The organism is Aquaspirillum serpens DSM 68 (assembly GCF_000420525.1).
Taxonomy (GTDB): domain Bacteria; phylum Pseudomonadota; class Gammaproteobacteria; order Burkholderiales; family Aquaspirillaceae; genus Aquaspirillum; species Aquaspirillum serpens.
Window position 1 is genome coordinate 19,898 of sequence record NZ_ATVC01000006.1, and the last position, 20,332, is coordinate 40,229.

The 20,332-nt window shown below is 53.5% G+C and carries 17 protein-coding genes and 1 tRNA gene; 10 read left to right on the forward strand and 8 right to left on the reverse strand.

Features of this window, described 5'->3' with window-relative positions:
- From G465_RS0102390 to G465_RS0102425, 8 genes are all read right to left on the reverse strand, one after another.
- A complete protein-coding gene (locus G465_RS0102390) occupies nt 1-1,230 on the reverse strand; it encodes an AAA family ATPase (RefSeq protein ID WP_022652887.1) in 1,230 nt (409 codons plus the stop codon).
- Complete coding sequence (locus G465_RS13155; protein WP_022652888.1) at nt 1,231-1,752, reverse strand: hypothetical protein; 522 nt, start codon at nt 1,750-1,752, stop codon at nt 1,231-1,233.
- A complete protein-coding gene (locus G465_RS0102400; RefSeq protein WP_022652889.1) occupies nt 1,749-2,783 on the reverse strand; it encodes an AAA family ATPase in 1,035 nt (344 codons plus the stop codon). The genes G465_RS13155 and G465_RS0102400 overlap by 4 nt, the downstream gene beginning before the upstream one ends.
- Nucleotides 2,780-5,557: a DNA methyltransferase gene (locus G465_RS0102405; RefSeq protein ID WP_022652890.1), complete on the reverse strand. Its 2,778-nt coding sequence runs from the start codon at nt 5,555-5,557 to the stop codon at nt 2,780-2,782. Before G465_RS0102405 ends, G465_RS0102400 begins: the two co-directional genes overlap by 4 nt.
- A 47-nt stretch (nt 5,558-5,604) precedes the next feature.
- Entirely contained in the window at nt 5,605-9,345 is a 3,741-nt protein-coding gene (locus tag G465_RS0102410) for a DUF6079 family protein (protein ID WP_022652891.1), read from the reverse strand.
- Nucleotides 9,346-9,379: 34 nt separating this feature from the next.
- Entirely contained in the window at nt 9,380-9,853 is a 474-nt protein-coding gene (gene brxF / locus G465_RS0102415) for a BREX-3 system P-loop-containing protein BrxF (RefSeq protein ID WP_022652892.1), read from the reverse strand.
- Between the two features lie 196 nt (nt 9,854-10,049).
- A complete protein-coding gene (locus G465_RS0102420; protein ID WP_081642669.1) occupies nt 10,050-12,215 on the reverse strand; it encodes an AsmA family protein in 2,166 nt (721 codons plus the stop codon).
- Nucleotides 12,216-12,259: 44 nt separating this feature from the next.
- Nucleotides 12,260-12,333: transfer RNA gene (locus tag G465_RS0102425), tRNA-Gly, on the reverse strand.
- Nucleotides 12,334-12,526: 193 nt separating this feature from the next.
- On the opposite strand from G465_RS0102425, the gene G465_RS0102430 reads away from it, so the two are divergent.
- The 10 genes from G465_RS0102430 to rluB are packed head-to-tail and all read left to right on the forward strand — an operon-like array spanning nt 12,527 to nt 20,256.
- The gene (locus G465_RS0102430; protein ID WP_022652894.1) at nt 12,527-13,540 is read left to right on the forward strand and encodes an asparaginase; all 1,014 of its coding nucleotides are present in this window, start codon (nt 12,527-12,529) and stop codon (nt 13,538-13,540) included.
- 14 nt (nt 13,541-13,554) lie between these two features.
- Nucleotides 13,555-13,776 (forward strand): RNA-binding S4 domain-containing protein, encoded by a 222-nt coding sequence (locus tag G465_RS0102435; RefSeq protein WP_022652895.1) that lies wholly within the window; start codon nt 13,555-13,557, stop codon nt 13,774-13,776.
- On the forward strand, nt 13,773-13,967 hold the full coding sequence (locus G465_RS15300; protein ID WP_022652896.1) for an oxidoreductase-like domain-containing protein: 195 nt from the start codon (nt 13,773-13,775) through the stop codon (nt 13,965-13,967). The genes G465_RS0102435 and G465_RS15300 overlap by 4 nt, the downstream gene beginning before the upstream one ends.
- Nucleotides 13,964-14,824: a 3',5'-nucleoside bisphosphate phosphatase gene (locus tag G465_RS0102445; protein WP_022652897.1), complete on the forward strand. Its 861-nt coding sequence runs from the start codon at nt 13,964-13,966 to the stop codon at nt 14,822-14,824. Before G465_RS15300 ends, G465_RS0102445 begins: the two co-directional genes overlap by 4 nt.
- Nucleotides 14,825-14,863: 39 nt before the next feature.
- Entirely contained in the window at nt 14,864-15,490 is a 627-nt protein-coding gene (locus tag G465_RS0102450) for an L-threonylcarbamoyladenylate synthase (protein WP_022652898.1), read from the forward strand.
- A 24-nt stretch (nt 15,491-15,514) separates the two neighbouring features.
- Nucleotides 15,515-16,153, forward strand: coding sequence for a site-2 protease family protein (locus G465_RS0102455; protein WP_022652899.1), 639 nt, complete (start codon nt 15,515-15,517; stop codon nt 16,151-16,153).
- Nucleotides 16,154-16,194: 41 nt separating this feature from the next.
- Nucleotides 16,195-17,394, forward strand: a complete 1,200-nt coding sequence (locus G465_RS0102460) for a tryptophan--tRNA ligase (protein ID WP_022652900.1) — start codon at nt 16,195-16,197, stop codon at nt 17,392-17,394.
- Complete coding sequence (locus G465_RS13160) at nt 17,391-18,206, forward strand: segregation and condensation protein A (protein ID WP_022652901.1); 816 nt, start codon at nt 17,391-17,393, stop codon at nt 18,204-18,206. Before G465_RS0102460 ends, G465_RS13160 begins: the two co-directional genes overlap by 4 nt.
- A 5-nt stretch (nt 18,207-18,211) precedes the next feature.
- Nucleotides 18,212-18,802, forward strand: a complete 591-nt coding sequence (scpB, locus tag G465_RS13165; RefSeq protein ID WP_022652902.1) for an SMC-Scp complex subunit ScpB — start codon at nt 18,212-18,214, stop codon at nt 18,800-18,802.
- Nucleotides 18,803-18,852: 50 nt separating this feature from the next.
- Nucleotides 18,853-20,256, forward strand: coding sequence for a 23S rRNA pseudouridine(2605) synthase RluB (gene rluB, locus G465_RS16440; RefSeq protein WP_022652903.1), 1,404 nt, complete (start codon nt 18,853-18,855; stop codon nt 20,254-20,256).
- Nucleotides 20,257-20,332: the final 76 nt, after the last annotated feature.

Genomic DNA, 20,332 nt, shown 5'->3' on the forward strand with positions numbered 1-20,332 from the left:
TTACCTCGTTTCGAGATAGTCGCTGTACCAGAGCCCACCAAGCGGGAGTCCTTCGGCGACAAGGTTTTTGACGATCTCCAGCTCAGAAACCCGGCGAATGGTCGAGTAGCCATCCTGCCCCTTTTCCAGAATCCATACCTCTTCTGGCGACAGCGCATCCACAAAATATGGCTGATGTGTCGTTACAAAAATCTGTGGCGCATTCTTCTTGCCTGTTGCGTGGCTACGAAATTCCTGTGCCAGCGACTCCAGCAGCTTGTGGTATAGGCCGTTTTCAGGCTCCTCGATGCAAACGAATGGGGGCGGCTCTGGGTCCTCCAGCAGCAACAGATACGCAAATACTTTCAGTGTTCCATCCGACATTTGCTGTGCAAAAAACGGGTCGTTGAAAGCGCCATCGTTGAACCGCAGCAACACACGTTTGTCAGCAGTCACCTCGGTATCAATTTTGGCAATACCCGGAATTTTGCTGGCAATGCGCGCCAGGATACTTTTGAAGCGATCCTTGTGCTCACGCTCCATGAACTGCACCACATTGCCGATGTTGTCACCATGCACATTCAAGTGACGCTGCGGCCCTGCGCTGGGCAGGCTGCGTGCTGCATCAGGATAAAAATAGGAGAGGTACCAGCCCTTCAGAAAATCCCGAAACCGCTTGATACGCGGATGTTCCTTCAGTGTGCCCAGCGTAGCAATGCCAAGCTGGCGCGGATCTGTCAGTTCGACTACCGCCTGTGTGCGATCTTCCTCACCTTCAATCTCCACAGCTTCTTCGCCCGCCCAGACTGAACCCTTGCCATTGATTAAGCGCAGGAACGGAAAAGGCTGCCCGTGCTTGGCGCCCTTGCGGCGTTGCTTAAGCACCTCGGATTCAACATAAGGGCGACCCGATTTATCCAGTCCAATTGAAAGCTGATAAGTGATGGGACGTTCTTTTGATGCCTCACGGTAATAAATTTCGAAGCGAATCGGCTCCTGCACGCCTTTCGACCTTAAGCGTTCAAAACCGCCACGCTGTTTCATGTCGCAAGCAGTTTCGACATCTGTTGCCAAGCAATCCGCGACAAAGCCAAAAGCATCGAACAGCGAGCTTTTTCCCACGCCGTTCTTGCCGATGACTACTGTGAAAGGAGTCAATGGTTCCCCGTGTGTTTGCCCCGATAGTTTGCCTATTGAAACGTCCCGCAAGGCTCGAAAATTTTGTACTCGGAATCCTTCTATGATGGCCATTTAGTTCTCCTTTTCTCGGCTGACTCTACTGGCAGGTATATCTGTCAGGGTTCTATTCCAGGCCGCAAAATTCATCACTGCACAACCAGCCACAAATGGCTTTTTCCATGGCCGATTATTGGGGCCCTCTACAGGTAGCTGGCGCTTCAAGGCTTCAGTGCGGGTCAACAAGTCCGCGTCAGATAACGAACTGGCTCCAATCAACACCAGATAGTAAATGGGCTTCTTCGCCCGCCCTTCGGCGTACTCGTATAGCCACGAATCCCGATATTTGGTCTTGAGGTCGCTATCAATGGCTCCACTCATGAATTTCTTGAGGAAGGCTGCTCTGTCCTTGGGATTGGCGTTTGGATTGTCTGGGTCCTTGAACTCAACAAAGAGTGTCCTGTCTGCCAGCTCAATAATAAAGTCCACCGCTTTCATACAATGACTCAGGCCGTGGCTCGTTTCATCATCAAACTTACGGCCCGTTATGCCTGTGGGCAGAGATATTTGCAGATCATCTTCGGCGAGCACAGTCACAGCTTGATTCCTCCGAGACTGCGCTTGAGTTCGCGGTCATAGAGATTACTGAATGTTGCCGCAATTGCATTAGGATCAACGCCCAGATAACTATCACTGGCTTTGGAAAAAACAGCTCCCGACTCATCACGGAATAGTGATAGGTAGCGAATTTGGTCATCTTTCTGCTTGCGTAAGTCAAACTCTTTAAGCAAGACATAGTTATGAGTTGTCAGGAATACCTGCACGCCCATGCGCTGCAACTCTAGGATCACCTCGACCACTTCGCCCATCAAAGCGGGATTCAGGTTGGCTTCAGGTTCATCCCAGAACAGCACCGAGCCCGATAGCAAGGTGCCGTTCTGGATCAGCAACCAGATCAAGGCCAGCTTACGCATGCCTTCGGCCAACAGGGTGAACTCGAGATCACCCTGCTTGTTCTTGAGGAAAAAGTGTTCGCCTTTTGCAACCACCTTGCCATCAATAGCTTTCTGTAGCGCCATCAGTAAGCGTTGACGATCTTTGTCCGCAGGTCCCATCAATTTGGGCAGGAAGGCTCGCTTGATGATGTCCACGTAGACCTCTTCAAAGGCGATTTCCCGCTTGGCTGCCGTTGCCAGGAATCCTGGCGCATGAGCGAGCATCTCCTTGACTGGGATGTAGGCGCTGCCTAGCTCGTCCTTGGTCCAGGCAGTTACGCCTGTGACTTTCACATCGTCCGGCTTGTTAGTGTGATTGGAGAACTCAGCAGATATTTTTGCGCCACCTTCACGGGTTACCACCGCCTTGGTTTTGACGCTAGTTGATTGCCGGCGCGCCAGACGACCCATCCGGCCCTCATAAGGGTTAAATACGTTGCGCAGCTTGAGCGCAAAGCCCTTTTCTTTGTCTTCACCCACGGTCACGGCGCACGCCGCGTACAGCACCTTGAGCAAGTGAGTCTTGCCCGTGCCATTCTCTCCAATAATGATGTTTACGCCTTGCGAAAACGCTTGATCCAGCCCAGCAAAGGATGTGAAGTTATCCAGCTTGATGTGCGTGATCTTGCTCATAGTCCATCCTCGGTCCGGGTCAGGGCCATGTCATAGAGGGTGAGCAGTTTTTCGTCTTCTTGCAGTGTTTCGTCTGGCAGCTTGTTGGCGATGTTGATGATCGTTGCGTAGTCTTTGGCTGCCCACGCAGCGCGGAAACCGGCGCGCAGCACTTCAAGTCGCGACTCTTTGATCTTTCGTCCAGTGAAAGCCTTGTAGGTCTCGAACTCCTTGAGCAGCGCCTTCTCGCGCTTTTTCTCCAGGTCCTGCGCCTTGTTTGGATCAGGCACGTACCAACGGTCCTTGGCCTTGGCGACTAGCGCTGGGTCACTCTTGTCGAGACCGCGCTGGTCTTTATGGTTCGAGGAGAGATAGCTGTGGATCTGGCTGGGCACTTCACCAGTGCCGTCGTAACGCAAGAAGTTGTCCTCAAGCAGCTGGTCCAACTCCGGAATGATCTCGCCCTTGCGCTTGGCCGACCCGATCTGCGGGATGTACTCGGGGTGAATCTCCGACCGAGTCGATGGGCGCTTGAGCAGGAAGTTGGTCAGCCAGTCGATGGCACTGCGTTCGTCGGAAACGAACAACTCTGCCTGCTTCACCTGCGGGATACGCGACCTTGCCTTTTCGTACTCGACCAGTTGATCGGGCAAGAACACCATGCCATCCATCTCGCGGAAACGAACGGGCAGCTCAGCCAGAAACTCCGGCGTCGAGACCGGCACCATCGTGCCGTGGCGGATGAACCAAGACGCCATGCGGTCGTAGATGCGACGTGGATCACGTTCGACGATATTCAGAAGCTCCTGCGGGTAGCCGGACGTGACTTTCACAGCAGGCAGTTGCTTCAAGTGCGTCTGTACGAAGTCCCAAGCCGAATCCACGGTCGGGCCATCGCGATTGAATCTGTCTTCGAGGCCGCCGTTTGGCTTGTACGCAGAGATCACCAAATCCTGCTTCACAGCCGTCGCAGACGTGACTTGGCGGTAGCTGCCTTGCACCTTATCGAGTGCCGTTACCTCAGCCACCACAAATCCCGCTTGCTGCAATGCGACTTGGATAGCGTTCCAAACGGCAGCTTTGCTGTTAGAGAACACAACTGTCATCCAACGCCCTGGCTTCAAAACGCGGTGGTATTCGTTAAAGCATTGTTGCATTAGCTGTTGATAATCAGGCAATGCCTTTTTCTTGCACCTATCAATAATTGCTTCTGGCTTTGCGTCTGTTGTTACTCGATGCCACGCCTCAGTCATGAAATTTAGGTCCGCATAGTAAATATTTTCGCCAAAAGGAGGGTCTGTGAAAACATAATCAATGGACGCAGATGGCAGTCCTGTGTTTGCTGCAGTGCCAGTTGTGACAATGGCGTTATGTTCTTTGCGAAACTCTTGAAACGTCGAAACCAGTCGCTTTAGCTTTCCAGAGAGTACGTACCATGGACTCAATTCTGAGTGCTGAGATGGCACGTAATAAATGCCCTTCATGTATTGTGATACTTGAGAAAAGCCAGACGGCCGATATGAGTTGCAAACAGACATAGTCCAAATTGACTGCTCAACGAGGAACAGAAGCATTTCACGGATTCGGACATCTGCATTTGCCCGCGCCTTCTCCCACAAAGAACCAATTGCGTGCAAAGCCCGGGGCAAGAAAAAATGATGGACTCGGGTGATGCCCGAATAGTCCATTCTTGCGCGTTCATGCGTCATGTGCATCATCGGCAACTCCATTGATGGAATTGACGAAGGAGGAGTAAGTTTCTCAATACGTGCCAGTATTTCTCCGTCGCTCTGGTCTGGGGATTTTTGATACTTCTCTTTGCCAATCGCGTAAACAATGAGTGCCGCTTCCCGCTTTGGACTTTGTATCGTTTCGCCTGTTACAACATCCTTTTCAGAAACAAACAATCTCTCCATCCGTTGCTTGTTGAGCTCAACTCCACAATGAGGGCACGGAAAGGAATCTCGCACGCGCTGACTATCGACATCGTATGCTTCTTGGACAAAATTTACGTTCCCTGCGCAATCTGGGCAGCTGTATATCTGACTCCAAACGGTGTATTCGATACGCCCCTTTGTCTTGCCGTCCGTGTGAAGCGTCTCGTACATCCATCCAATTTCACGTTCGACTTCTTTGAGAAGGTCTTGCCCCGTTTTAGCGAAAGCTTCGATGTCAAACGGCAGGTTGTAGTTGGCTGCGATGAAGGTGGCTGCTGGCGATAGGTCGTTGAGGATGACGCGCCGGGCTCCCCACTTGGGCGCGGTTTTGCCTTGCTTCTTCCATTCGGTTTCCAGCTCATGCCGATAGGCTGAAGGCGCCGATCCGCACCACTGAGCCGCAACGCCGGTCATGCCGGACCCGCAAAAACCGTCCAGCACGATGTCGCCCGGCTCGGTGTAATGCAGGATCGACGGCACGATCGCGAGGTGCGGAACCTTGGTGTGGTACGAGTGCGCCTTGTAGATCGGATCGGTCTTGCCGACCGAGACGTCGATCGTCTGCGGCTCGCGGCTGTACTTCACGCTCGGGTCGTATGGCTTGCCGTAGTGACGCACGAAGTCTTCGAGGAAGGGATTCGGGCACGCGGTGTAGTACGGTGGGTCCGACATCGCCAAGATGGCCTCGTCCGTACCCTGCGGAAATCCTTCGATCTTGCGAAACGCCGGATCTTTCAGCTTCTCGGCCAGCAGCTTGGTGAAGTGCTCGCGCCGTGCTTGTTCGCTGGGGAATGTCTGGCCAAGGCATTCGACCGGGCCGGTCGAGCCAGTTTTTTGGCCGTGCAGTAAATCGTTCATCCGTTCGTTCCTCAAATTCTTGTTGTCATGGTCGAGCGTTCACCGTGTCACTCGATCACGAAGCGCAGCTTGGTGGCATCCTTGCCCTTGCAGCGCTCGTTCATGAAGGTGTCGAAGCGCTTGCGCAGGTCGTCCGGTGTGGCCGGCGAGCCGCCTTGCAGCAGTGCCTGCTTGATCTCGTCGCCCTTGACCGCGATCTTCTCCAGCCCCGACAGCGCCTCTTGCACGGCATTGGCAAACTCGGTCGTCATCGGGTCCGGTAGCTTACGTGAGGTTAGGAAGGCATCGATCAACTGCTTGGACGCGGGCGCCAACAAGCCCAGGCTGTCCTGCGTGAACGGGTCTTCCAGGTTTTCCAGCAGGGTCTGCTGCCAGTTTGCCAGCAGTTCGTCCAGATCATCATCCAGCTTGTGCAGGCGATTGGCCGCCGGGATCAGCTCCAACTGCTCGGCGGACGGACGGAACTGGCAGTGCGGGCAGACGGCGGTCGTGACCAGCGTCGGCTCATCTAGCGAGGAACAGCTCTTCAAGCCGTTGAGCGACTCCTCGAAGGCGGTGAGCTGGCTGGTGGGCATCAGCGATACGCCGGCCAGCACGCGCAGCGCCAGCAGACGATTGTCCTTGCGCAGGGCGTTGCGGGTTTTGTCCTCTGCCACGCCCAGCCGCGCCTTACTGTGGCTAGCGATGTAGGCGGTGATGTAGTCCTTCTTGAGCTGGTTGAGCGTCTGCCGGTATTCAGAAGCATTGGCACCTGTGCGGTCCTGGCTCAGTTTGTCCTGCAGTGCTTTGCGTGCCGCCTCGGCCTGCTTCACCCACGGGTGCTCGGTAGGCAGCACCATCTCGGCCTGTGAGAGATAAGACGCAGTGCTGCCCAGTTCCACTACCAGTTCGAGCAGACGCTCGACGGCAGCCAGGATCTCCAGATTCTTTTTCTGGCCATCGAGGTCTTCCTGTGTAACGCGCAGGTTCTTGAGCTTGCCGACGGTGTTGTACGGTGCCAGCGATTCGGTGAACTTCTTCAGCGAGTCAAGCCGCGCGTACCAGTCTCTGGCTTCTTCTTCCCGCAGCAGGCTCTGCCCCCAGAAGCTGAGTTTTCCTTGTTGCAGATTGGAAGCAGCCTTGAGCACACGCGGCACCAGCGCGCTGACTTTCTCCTGCAACTTGATCACCGGCTCGGTATCGCCCTGGCTGGCCTTTTGGGCCAGGCCAGACGGCAGGTCGAACAACTCGAACAAAGCGCGTAGCACCGCAAGGTTGATTTCCTTGGGTGACTCGATGTGCTTGAACTGCTTGAGTTCCTCCAGCGAGCGTTCTGCCAGTTGCGCCAGCTTGCCGGAGTCGATCTTGTCGCCAGTGATCGACAGCACGATGTCGCCGGAATAGACCAAGCTACCCAAAACCACGACCAGCAGATCGGGTTCTAGCCGGTACTTGATTGGGGCGAAATACTCAATGTCTAACGTGCCCGACAGCAGTTCGCTGCGGTTGAGTACTTGGCCATGACCCTTGGCTTTGAGGCGGCTAAGCACCTCCTGCGCGTAGCGGGAGTTGGCTGGGTCGATGCGGTCACCGTCGAGCAACTCCAAGGCATCGAGGATAGCTAACGCATCCTTGGTGCGCGTGCCGCCCGCCAGTGTCCGCAGCGCGTTGCCTATCAGTTGTTTACGGTTGGCTTCAGTCACCAGCACCGAGAAGGTGGGGTATTCCGGCGAAAGATCGACGAAGCGCTGGCCGAGTGCCAGGCCGGAGACGATGTTCACCACGTCGCGGAAGTTGATGCGTTCGTCGGCACCGAGCCGCGCGCGGTCGCGCAGGGACACGCCTTTGGCCCACTCCTGCAGATTCTTCTTCTTGCCCTGATAAGTGACCTCGAAGGCGGTCATCTGCTTTTCCTGCAGCCACTTGCTCATGGCGCGTAGCGAGTCCTGGGCCTTGGACAGGTAGATGGCCTTCGCCCCACCGCTAGCGGTGGACGCCAGATCCAGCGCCGCCGCGTATTGCGACAGGTAGCGCTTGTAGTCCTCGTCCGGTGACTTCAGGCGGAAGAACACTTCGTCGGCCAGGTTGTTGTCGCTGAACTTCGGCTTGTCGAAGGGCTGGATGAAGTAGATGTAAAAATCGCGCTCCGGCTGGGCCGTGGGACGGTCATTCGGTGCGCCAAAGAACAGGTAGCCCATGCGCTCGACGCGGCGCTCCTGCCACTCGATCTGGTACTGCCAAATTTGGAAGCCGGGGTAACGCAGATCGTCGCTGCACTCCATCAGTGCCTTGATTGCACTGTAATAGGCGCGGTCGAGCGCGTCGTCAGATAGGACTTCAGCGCGCTTATCGATCTGCGCGTCGTAGTCGATGTCTTTCTTGAGGTCGAGGTAGTATTGCTCGGTGTCCGGTGCCTTGGAAATGAATTGGCCGTTGACGGTTTTCAGCACTTCCCGCAGCACGGTCTGTACCATCGACAACAGGTTCTCCGCCGGATCGCCCGGCATGTCCTCCACGCCTGGCTGGAATAGACACAAGGTATCCCGTAGCTCGGCAGCTGTAGGGCCAATCGGTACATGGATGTCACCGCCTGTGGTCAGCCGGTGCACGGCCAGCGCATTGATGACCCGCAGTGCCATGGCTTTATAAGCCGGGCGTGTAAAGGCCTGCTGCACGCGGGATTCCAGCACTTCAGATACGCGCATGACTTCCTTGATATTGGGGTCCGCGCGCAGAACCGAGTTTGCCTTGAGGTTGTTCCAGAAGCTCTCGTAGCTGATGAACAGCGGCTTGTCTGCGGGCACTTCCTGGTCGAGGATGGCCAGCATGGCCGCCTCAATGGTCTTGAGCGCACCGCGCTTCTCGGTGAAGTGGATCTGCTCGAATGTCTTCAGGTAGTCCGGATGCACCGGGAACAGCCGCACGTACTCGTCCATGCGCTCGTTCATGGAGCCATAGAACTTGGCGAACGGCGTAAGGTATTCGCGGATTTTGTTCTGCTGGTCGGCTGACTTCTTGAGCAGGCGCGCGGAGACGACAAAGCTGACGTCCTGGCGGTCGATCAGGATTTGCGTGAAGCGTTCGTGTACGCGGCGCATGCTGTCGGCGACGTGCTGGAAGCGCACACTATCGAAGATGGCTTCCTGCACACCGGCCACGAAGCGGAACTTCAGGTGCTTGGTGACTTCACCGATCTGACGCAGGATGGCCAGATCCTGCACAAGTTCGTGATCGCGACGGGACTGCAGGTACTCCAGGAACTCATCAACAACGAGTAGCAGCCCCTGATCCGGGTAGCCTTCATTGAAGGCTGCCATCATCTCCTCGAAGGAGTCCTTGTTGTTGAGCTCTTTGTCGGCGGTCGGGAATGTGTAGTTGACGCCCAGCTTTTCGAGGAAACGCTCAAGCTGCAGGGTAATGATCTGGCGCAGCGGCATTTGCAACCCGCCGACCTCGATGCGTAGTACCTTGAAGCGACCAGCGATTGGGGCAACCGCCTCGGCAACCTTGGGGTGGCGGATTATCGGCGCATAGGCGGTGTCTTCAGCTACCAACGACAGTACCGACATCAAGTGCGACTTACCGGTGCCGTAGTTGCCGACGATGAGCACGCCCTTGTGATCGACCGATTCGTCGAAACTGAGTTGGGGAACCATGAGCTTTGAGATCCGCTCGGCCATGTCGTCGGAAATGACGTAGGTCGCGACGAGCTTCTTGGCCTCGTCTGGACGTCCGGCATCGAGCAACTGAATCACTGATTCGATTTGCTCGAACTGGATCAGATCTCCGTATTTCATGTTCTTGGCCATATGGTTCTCTCTCCCACGCAGTTTCTTAATTCGGTCAAATTTCGAGTACGACCACGCCGTCACGGCTGTAGTCACGATGTTCTGGATGGCTCATGTCCGCGTACACCAAGCGGTCGCCGCGCAGCTCGCCAGGCCAGACGGCCACGACAGGTTTGGCATGAGCCAACCGCCTGACGAGGTCAAGCGGGTTAATCTGTAGGCTGGGCTCGAACAACAACTCGAGGTTGTCGAGCAGCAGCAGGTTTTCAGTGCGTTCCCTGTCTGCCATCTCCCGCAGGAGCTCACCGGCAGAAAAACCACGCTTGCTGTTCGGGGTGGCTGCGAGCCGTCGTCCCAAATCCAAACCGACGTTGAGCGGCTCGATGTTGAGCTTGGTGCCCAGTTGACGTAGCAGTTGGGTCTTACCGCTGCGGCTGGGACCGACCAGCATGACCAGTTTGCTGTTGAGGTCGCCGATTTCTCCAATGAGTTGTTCAAGCTTTGCTAGTGATTGGTCGTCGGCCATCATGGGAGTTGTGGTTGATGTTGTCTGGGGACAGCGCCTTGTAGATGGCCTGTACAGGAAGCATTCCAAGATCGCATTTTAATCTATGTGTTAGTTTTATTTAATAGCAATTTTTATCTAAAATGACATTTTAAAAAACCCGCGAAACACCGTTACCTACGGCTTTTCGCGGGTTTTTGTTTTTTTGTGCGGAGAGGTTTTAGCGACCTAATGCCCGTAGTGGTTGGGTGAGTTGTTCTTTGAGCGCTTCTTGTTTTTCGGTTTCGGTTTTCTTTTCTTTCACCAAGCGGTTGAAATCCAAGGCATAGGTCGGGGTTGCGATGGCGCCGGTAATTTTTAACGGCACTGAGAGCGTTTTGACCGAGGCAATCGCAGTGGGGTTGACGCTGGCTTCGAGGGCGTAGTCGATAATGTTATCGACCAAATCAAACTTACCACTGCCCGATAAATTCAATAAGCTTGAATTTAAGCGCAGGTCTTGATTACGGGCGATGCCATTATCAAAGCGGAAGCTGGCATTTAAACGCTGGAACTCGGTTTTTTTACTGCCGTCTGGGGTCATCGGGCGTAATGACCAACTTTCCAATTCTGCTGGCAAATTACGCAAGGCAGCAACCAAATCAATGCCAGTGAGGGCCCCTTTATTCAGACTCAGTGCCAACGAACCATTCAATGTTTTACGCAACTCATCAAAACTTCTGCCCTGGGCACGAATTTGTACCCGTCCATCCCCAAAACCTTCTAAGCGACCAAAATCGAAGACATCTTTTAACAAGGGATGGAGATTCATTCGGCTGAGCCGTTGGTCAATCCGAATAATCGGTTGTTCTGGATTTTCCATTTGGAACGAGCCAGACAATTGCCCCTCGTAGATATCGGCTTTGAGACCTTCGAGCGCGAGGCGGTCTGGTTTAGCACTGAGATGGAAACCGACGTTGTGCATGGCAAAACGACCTGCCGACAATTCGCCAATTTCAAAATCGCCTTCTACTGCCAACGGGCCAAGCCAATCTAAACCAAGTTTTTGCTTTGAATCCAATAAGGCTTTTGCCTGTTGAGCTTGGGCGCGGGGGAGGTAGCGGTTGAGGTCGAGGCGAGCGAGGGAAAGCGAGAGATTATGTTTCGGTTCGCTAAACCCTTGTTGTTTGCCTTGAATCCGTAATTTCTCGCCGTCTAATGTCCCGTCAAAAGTACCACTGAGCAGGTGATTTTTAAGATCAACGCGCATTTCACCAATCAACGCCGAGCGCATTTCACGCCGTGGCAAATGGGGTGAGTTAAGGCGGGTAGATAAACGAAGTGGGGCGAGGTGAATATCGTCGATGGCGTTAAAATGTAGCGGGGTATCAATCGCCGCATTTAAGCGATGTTGACCAAAACGCCATTCCAAACGGCCTTCAATGCGCCGCGCGCGCCCATCATCACTGCCGACCGACACTGCTTGAATTTCACCATCAAAGGCATAGCGCGAACCGGGTAGATTCAGTTGCCCTTCTACCATCATGCGTGGCGCTTCTAGCCGCTGAGCCATGCTGGTTAAACTAGGAATATCGGCGGTGAAATTGATTAAAGGCTCGGTAGCGCGCAGATCAACATGCAGCATTTGGGCTTCGAGGCGACTGCTGGCGACATTAAAACGCGCTGCGCCACTGGCTTCAAAGTGCAGACCGCGCAGACCTGCGGCTTCGCCATTTAATAGCAAGGTCATGCCGGAGGTAGTGAGTTGTTCTCCCTCGACCACCACGGGGCCTCTTAATTGCAAGCTCAGCGCCCGTTCACCTTCGTGGACGATGGCTTCAACATTGAGTTGTGCTTGTTGATGTAGGCCGTTCAGGCTAAAGCGAGTTTGTTCGAGGCGGAGACGGTAGGGTTGGTTAGCATCGCTGATATGTAAGGTCATATCGCGCAGCTCAACATCATCTAGGTCAATTTTGACATCGCTTTGGCTGGCGGTTTGCAGCAAGTCGGCAATATTTAAACGACCTGTATCGTTGCGGTGGAGGTTAGCCTCGATATCGCGTGCGGCAAGATGGGTGACGACTTTTTCGCCATTTAGTAATAGTGCCCACCAATCAAATCCCAGTTCGATATCGGCCAAACTGGCAAAACGGTCGGGGCTGTTGGCTTCGCTGATAAAAACCTTCTCGATATACACCCCTGGCCGTGGCCAAGCTTGGGCGCTGATTTTACCTTGTACGCTAATACTGCGTTCGCGGTCGGTGAGGGCAGATTCGATGTCGTGGCGCACTTGCTCGGCATTAAATTGCCAATGCACCATGGCAGTCAGGCCTAGCCAAACAGAGAAGAAGGCGATGAGAGAAAAAACGATGGCTTTTAGCCATAAGCGGCCTGAGTTAAGCTTCATCAGATTGGCCGTGAACAGGGGAGTTGAGACGGACGGTGCTGTTGTGGAGCGGGTGAAGGGAATCGAACCCTCGTCGTAAGCTTGGGAAGCTTCTGCTCTACCATTGAGCTACACCCGCAAAGCAAATCCAACGGGCTGTGATTAAAACAGCTTCTGTGCATTTTGGCAATCTTCTTTTGTCGCTTGCCGCAGGCTGCGACATACTTGCCATTGTACTTTCTGCTATCGTGCCCCTGCACAATTGTGTTTAGGCCATGCACAATGATGGCCTTGCTGTCATACAGCTTGCTTTTAAGAAAAGAGGAAATTGCATGCGCCGAATTGCCGTGTTTTATACTGGTGGGACGTTAGGCATGCGCGCCAGCTCAAATGGCTTGGTGCCTGCATTAGACGGGATTGCTGAACGTGTGGCACGTTTAGCCCCACCGAATGTCGAATGTGCTTTTGAAGCCTTCTCTCCCTTAATTGACTCTGCGGCAGCGACCCCAGCTCATTGGGAACGCATCGCCTGTCGGTTGGCAGCATTGCGTGATGAGTTTGATGGTTTTGTGGTGTTACATGGTACCGATACCTTGGCATGGACGGCGGCGGCTCTATCGTTTTTATTGCCTGGTTTTGGTAAGCCGATTGTTCTGACGGGTGCACAAAAACCCTTTTCTATCGTTGGCAGCGATGCCCCAGATAATGTGGCGGATGCGCTGGCGGCAGCGTGTTTTATGCACCTCACTGAAGTCACTGTGGCGTTTGGTCGTCGTCTGTGGCGTGGTTGTCGCGTGCGGAAACATGAAAGCCTTGCGCTAGATGCTTTTGCCACACCGGGTTTAACTCCCTTAGCAGAGTTCGATCCCGAGGTGTTGTGGCATGCCGCTTTGTGGCGGGTGGATACTGTGCCTTTTAGCTTGCGTCCTTTTAACCCGAATTTGCGCGTTGCCATGATGATGATGAGCCCAGGGGCGACGGTAGCGTGTCTGGCGGACATGGTAGAGCGCAATAAATTAGATGGCTTGGTATTGCTATCGTATGGCAGTGGTAATACTCCAGACGATCCCCGTTTGTTGGCAGCATTGGCGCGGGCGATTGAACGCGGCACGGTGGTGGTGAATGTGTCTCAGGTATGGAATGGTGCCGTGGATATGAATGCCTATGCCACTGGGAGTGCTTTGGCGGCGATTGGTGTGTGGTCTGGTGGTGAATTGACACCTGAAGCCGCACAAACCAAGTTGCAAATTTTGCTGTCAGCGGATTACACCCCCGAACAACGGCGGGTGCATTGGATTAGCGATTGGGCCGGCGAAGGCGCGCCCGGTTTGGCCCTACTCAATTAAAAAGATGACATAAGATGACAGAAATTGTTGAAATTCATAATGAATATATTGCGCTGTGCGATTTGCTCAAAGTTGCTGGTGTGGTCGATAGCGGTGGTGCCGGTAAAGCGTTGGTTGCTTCCGGTGTGGTGGCAGTGAATGGGGTGCAGGAATTGCGTAAAACTTGCAAAATTCGCCCCGATCAACAAGTGACTGGCCCTGGTTTTACGGTGGTGGTCAAAGGGCGGGCGGCATGATGTCAACGCCGTTACCGCTTGTCGATGATCCCGAACCGATTGCCCCCGACATGCCGCCAGATGGCGCATGCTGTCAAAGCGGTTGTGATCCTTGCATCATGGATATGTACTACGTCGAGCTGGCGCAATGGCGACAGCTACACGCCGCATGGCAACAACGCCAGCAGACAACGCAGGAATCTCAATCATGATGGCCTTGGATTTGCATTGCCATTCCACCGCTTCGGATGGGGCTTTGGCCCCCGAGGTGTTGATGGTGCGGGCGGCAGAACGCGGCTGTCGTGTCTTGGCGCTAACCGATCACGATTGCACGCAAGGGATTGCCGTGGCGCGGCAGGTGGCACAACAACATGGCTTATATTTTCTTGCTGGTGTGGAAATATCGGTGACATGGCGCAAACGGACACTGCATATTGTCGGCTTGGGGATTGATGAAACGCATCCCGAGTTACAAGCGGGTTTGTTGTCGATTCGCCAAGGGCGGATTGAACGGGCGCGGCAGATGGCGGCGGACTTGGAACGAGTGGGAATTGTGGGGGCTTTTGACGGTGCAAAAACCCACTGCGCGAATTTAGACATGATTGGCCGTACACATATTGCTCGTCATCTGGTGGCAACTGGGGTGTGTAAAGATGTAGCGGCGGTATTTCGCAAGTATCTGGTCGAAGGTAAACCCGGTTACGTCAAACATGAATGGGCACAACTGGCCGATGCCGTGGCATGGATTCGTGCTGCCGGTGGTGTGGCGGTGTTAGCCCATCCGGGGCGTTATCCGATTGGTAAACAGTTAATGACTGAGCTGTTGCAAGAGTTTATCTCGTATGGTGGCGAGGCGCTTGAAGTGGTAAGCGGTAGTCATAGCGAGGACGATAACCGGTTGTTTGCGCGTTATGCCCGTCAGTATGAACTGTTAGCCAGCGCTGGCAGTGATTTTCATGGTCCGGGCGAAGGGGGACGTGATATTGGTTGGACCCAACCTTTGCCTGCCGATGTGGTGTCGGTGTGTTCGCGGTTTGCTGGCGCACAGGCGGCGCTAGAGGCGGTATAGATCTTTTATGGTGGTTTTTGATAGGTTTTTTAGCACATTATGGCGCAATTTTTCTCGATTCATCCTGATAATCCACAACAACGCTTACTCCGTGAAGCGGTCAAAATCGTGCAACAAGGCGGGGTCATCGTCTATCCTACTGACTCGTGTTATGCCCTTGGTTGTCATTTAGGCGATAAACAGGCGATGGAACGTATTATGGCCATTCGCCAGCTCGACCTTCGCCATCACTTCACCTTAGTCTGCCGCGATTTATCCGAACTGGGCAGTTATGCCAAAGTTGACAATGTGCAATTCCGTCAGCTCAAAGCTGCCCTACCCGGCCCCTATACCTTTATTTTACAAGCCAGTAAGGAAGTGCCACGCCGCACCTTACACCCTAAACGTGCCACGATTGGCCTGCGGGTGCCGGAACACACGGTGGCGCAAGCCTTGTTGGCCGAATTAGGCGAGCCGTTGTTGTCATGTACCTTATTGCTGCCCGGCGAAACCATGCCGATGGCGGATGCGTGGGAAATTCGTGAACAGCTGGAACATCAAGTTGATGCCATTATCGAAGGGGGATATTGCGGTATCGATCCGACCACGGTGATTGACTTAACCGACGATGTGCCAGTGTTGATACGGCAGGGGGCTGGGGATACCAGCTTATTTGGCTTTGCCTAAATTGCAACCATAAAGAGTCCCTCTATGGAAGAATTAAACCTGATTCAAAAAATCAGCGTCTATGCTCTGCCGGTGTTATTGGCGATCACCGTACACGAAGCCGCCCATGCTTATGCTGCTCGGCATTTTGGTGATAACACGGCGTTTATGTTGGGCCGGATGACCCTCAATCCGTTAAAACACATTGAAATGATTGGGACGATTGTTGTCCCGTTGTTGGCGGTGATGTTGGGTGGTTTTATTTTTGGCTGGGCCAAACCGGTGCCGGTGGATTTCGGCAAACTACGTCAACCCAAAAAAGATATGTTGTGGGTGGCTGCCGCCGGCCCTGCCGCTAACTTTTTGATGGCGATTGGTTGGTTAATCGTCTTAAAGTTGGGCTTGGCGATGGACGGCATGTATAGCCAGCCTATGGTGTTGATGGGGCAGGCTGGTATGATGATTAACTTGTCGCTGATGGTGCTCAACTTGTTGCCGTTGCCACCGCTGGATGGTGGTCGGATTGTGATGAGTCTGTTGCCGAATCGACAAGCGTGGCAGTTTTCTCGCCTTGAACCCTACGGCATGTGGATTTTGCTTGGCTTGCTGGCGACCGGCTTGTTGAGCGTGATTATGCGTCCGTTTATGGCGGCTTTGTATGGTTTGTTCCGCTTCTTTATTTAATCTGTTTCAACTTGTGTGTTTTTAACTGAAAGACGATTTCCATGTATCTCAATCGCGTTCTCTCTGGTATGCGCCCTACGGGTAGCCTGCATCTTGGCCACTATCACGGCGCTTTGAAAAACTGGGTGAAATTGCAAAGCGAACACGAGTGCTTTTTCTTTGTGGCTGACTGGCATGCGTTAACCACCAGCTATGACGACCCTTCCATCATTGAAAAAAGCACATGGGACATGGTGATCGACTGGTTGGCAGCAGGGGTAGACCCGTCTCAATCGACATTATTTATCCAAAGCCGTGTGCCTGAACATGCGGAGTTGCATCTGCTGTTGTCGATGATTACGCCTTTATCGTGGTTAGAGCGGGTGCCAACCTATAAAGACCAAATTGAAAAGTTGGCGCATAAAGACCTCGGCACCTACGGTTTCCTTGGCTATCCCCTGATGCAATCAGCGGATATTTTGATCTATCGCGCCTTGTATGTGCCGGTGGGCGAAGACCAAATTCCTCATATTGAAATCACCCGTGAAGTGGCGCGCCGTTTTAATCATATGTATGGCCGTGAGGCGGGGTTTGAGGATAAAGCCTGTGCCGCGATCAAAAAAATGGGCAATAAAAAGGGCCGTCTCTATCAAGAATTGCGCACACGCTATCTGCAAGAAGGTGATGACGAGGCGTTAGAAGCAGCGCGGGCGTTGTTGGCCGATGCACAAAATATCAGTCATGGCGACCGTGAACGCTTGTTTGGTTATTTGGAAAATAAAGGCAAAGTGATTTTGGTTGAACCACAAGCCTTGTTAACTGAAGCCAGTCGGATGCCGGGTTTAGATGGTCAAAAGATGTCGAAAAGCTACGGTAACGGCATTTTCTTGCGCGAAGAACCGGATTCGGTGTCGCGTAAAATTCGTGGTATGCCAACCGACCCAGCACGAGTCCGCCGCACCGATCCGGGTAACCCCGAGAAATGTCCGGTTTGGCAATTACATCAGGTCTATACCGACCGCGATACCCATGAATGGGCCGAAGCCGGCTGTAAGAGCGCTGGCATTGGCTGTTTGGAATGTAAACAGCCGCTGATTGATGCAGTGTTGGAAGAACAAAAACCGATGTTTGAACGGGCGCAGCGTTATTTAGATGACCCAACCTTGGTCAAAGCGATTGTCGCTGATGGTTGTGAGCGGGCGCGTAGAATTGCACAAGACACCATGCGTGATGTGCGCGAAGCCATGGGTTTAGGCTATTGAGCGCAATTCCTCTCGCCCATGTATTTGGTGAGCCAGTTTTTGAAGCCCCGCAGGATTTGTTTATTCCGCCTGATGCCCTGCGGGTGTTTTTAGAACGGTTTGAAGGGCCGCTGGATTTGTTGCTGTATTTAATTCGGCGACAAAACTTGAATGTGTTAGATATTCCGATGACTGCGGTAACCACGCAGTACCTTAATTACATCAACACCATGCAGGCGGCACGGTTAGAATTGGCGGCGGAATATCTGTTGATGGCGGCGACGCTGATTGAAATTAAATCGCGCCTGTTGTTGCCACGGCCCATTCATGCCACTGAAGACGATCCAACGGAAGACCCGCGTGCCGAATTGGTGCGGCGGTTGTTGGAATATGAACAGATGAAATTGGCCGCCCAAGCCCTCGACCGTCGGCCACAAGCCGAGCGTGATTTCACGTGGTTATCGGTATGGGTTGAGCCAAATACGGCACACATTCTTCCTGATGTTTCAGCGATTGATTTGCAGCAGGCGTGGTTAGCGTTATTATCGCGCGCCCGCCATCACCGTCATCATCAAGTGCAACAAGATGAATTGTCGGTACGTGAACAAATGAGCGATATCTTGCGCCGACTGCAACAACAGCCTTTTCTTGAGTGGACGGCTGTTTTTCCACCGTTGGCTGGGGTGGCGCATATCGTGGTGTGTTTTATCGCCATTTTAGAATTGGCAAAAGAAGGTTTGTTACGGATTGCCCAAGAAGCGCCGTTTGCACCCATTTGGTTGCAACTAAGTGCCTCTTTTTGTCAGGGCGAATTAGAGATTGATGGACAGTGAGACCGATGGAAAACACGGATTTGAACCACTTAAAAACCGTGGTGGAAACGGCCTTATTGGTCAGTACCGAACCGATTTCGGTGGGTGATTTAAAAAAATTATTTAGTGAACCGATTTCGACCGCGCTGTTAAATGAACTGTTGTACGACATCCAAGCCGATTGGCAGGGGCGCGGGGTGGAATTGGTGAAACTGGCATCGGGTTGGCGTTTTCGGGCCCGTGCCGAATTTAAGCCCTATCTTGATCGCCTTCACCCAAGCCGTCCGCCGCGTTATTCGCGTGCGGTGATGGAAACCTTGGCTATTATCGCCTATCGTCAACCGGTGACCCGTGGTGATATCGAAGCGATTCGCGGGGTGAGTGTGTCAACTCATGTCATCCAAACCCTCAGCGAACGCGGCTGGATTGAAGTCATTGGCCACAAAGAGGTACCGGGGCGCCCCGGCTTGTATGCCACCACCCGCAAATTTTTAGATGATTTAAGTCTCGCCAGTTTGCGCGACTTACCACCTCTTACCGATTTGGGTCACTTAATTGTGCCCGATTTGCCTGATCTGGATTCTGCGGTTGCAACCGTAGAATCTTCCACCAACTAAAAGCAGTGCTGTGCGTCCGCACAGTACGAATCACAATAAAGTGTTTGTCTATGTCTAAAACTCCACGCCATCGGGCGCGTGATGCCGCCCAATCGCCGCGTCAAGGCAACAACGCCTTCCGCCAACAAAATACCCCTCAAGGTCGCCGTATTGCCTCCGCTGCGCCGGACGCAGAAGGTGCCGGTTACCGTGATCGCAAACCAAGCGAACCCCGTCGTCAAGCCAATCGCGATGGCCAAGAAGCACCGTTTGCCAGCACGGGTTACCGTGATCGCAAACCAAACGAACAACGCCGTCAAGCCAATCGTGATGGTCAAGAAGCACCATTTGCCAGCACCGGCTTCCGTGATCGTAATGCCACCGGCAATAAACCACCACAAAACGGCGGCAGCAAACCATTTGCTGGTGGTCGTGGCCGTCCGTATCCTGCTAAAACCCGTTCGGCGGATGGTGAAACACGGCCACGTCCCGCCCCAGATTATCAAGAACGGCAAGAACGCAACGCAGCACCGGCTAAGCCTGCTTTCTCGCGTCATCCTGAAGCTGGCCCCCGTCCAAACCAAGCGAGCAGCCGACCTGCCGAAGGGTCGTATGTCGCGGTACAACGGGCGAAAAAACTGGCATTGCGTGCGCCTTCGCACAAAGAGCAGTTACGCATTGAACGCTTAAAAGATCTGCGGGTAAAACCAGAGGATTTGCCAGCGATGCGTTTGCAAAAAGCGATGGCTTTGGCTGGTTTGGGTTCACGCCGTGCGATGGAAGAATTGATTCAGGCTGGCCGTGTCACCATTAACCATCGTCCTGCACAGCTGGGTGACCGTGTTTCACCAGATGATAAAGTGCGTTTAGACGGTAAACCTGTGTTTATCCGTTGGCCTGATCGTTTGCCACGGATTGTGATTTATCACAAACAAGAAGGTGAGTTGGTAACCCGCGATGATCCAGAAGGTCGAGTCACTGTGTTTGACCGTCTGCCGCAAGCCCATTCCAGCCGTTGGGTGGCGGTGGGGCGTTTGGATTTGAATACCAGTGGTTTGTTGGTGATGACTACCAGCGGCGAATTGGCCAATCGGATGATGCACCCAAGTTTTGAGGTCGAGCGCGAGTACGCTGTGCGAGTGTTGGGCGAGTTGACCGATGAGTTAAAAAAATCGTTACTGGCTGGGATTGAGTTGGAAGATGGGACGGCAAAATTTGACCGTTTGATTGACCAAGGCGGCGAAGGTGCCAATCACTGGTATCGAGTGATTATTCGTGAAGGTCGGAATCGCGAAGTGCGGCGCTTGTTTGAGGCTGTTGGTTTGACGGTGAGCCGCTTGATTCGGGTGCGCTTTGGTGCGTTGACTTTGCCACCCCGCTTAAAACGCGGCCAGTTTTATGAGCTGAACGCCAGCGAAGCGGCACAGGTGATGAAATGGGCTGGCTTGGATGTGAACGGTTTAGCACGTGAGTGAGTATGTCAGGTCATGATTTTGCTGCCGATGATGAGGCAGATGAACAAGAACTGAAGCAATTGCCAACCGGCCGTAA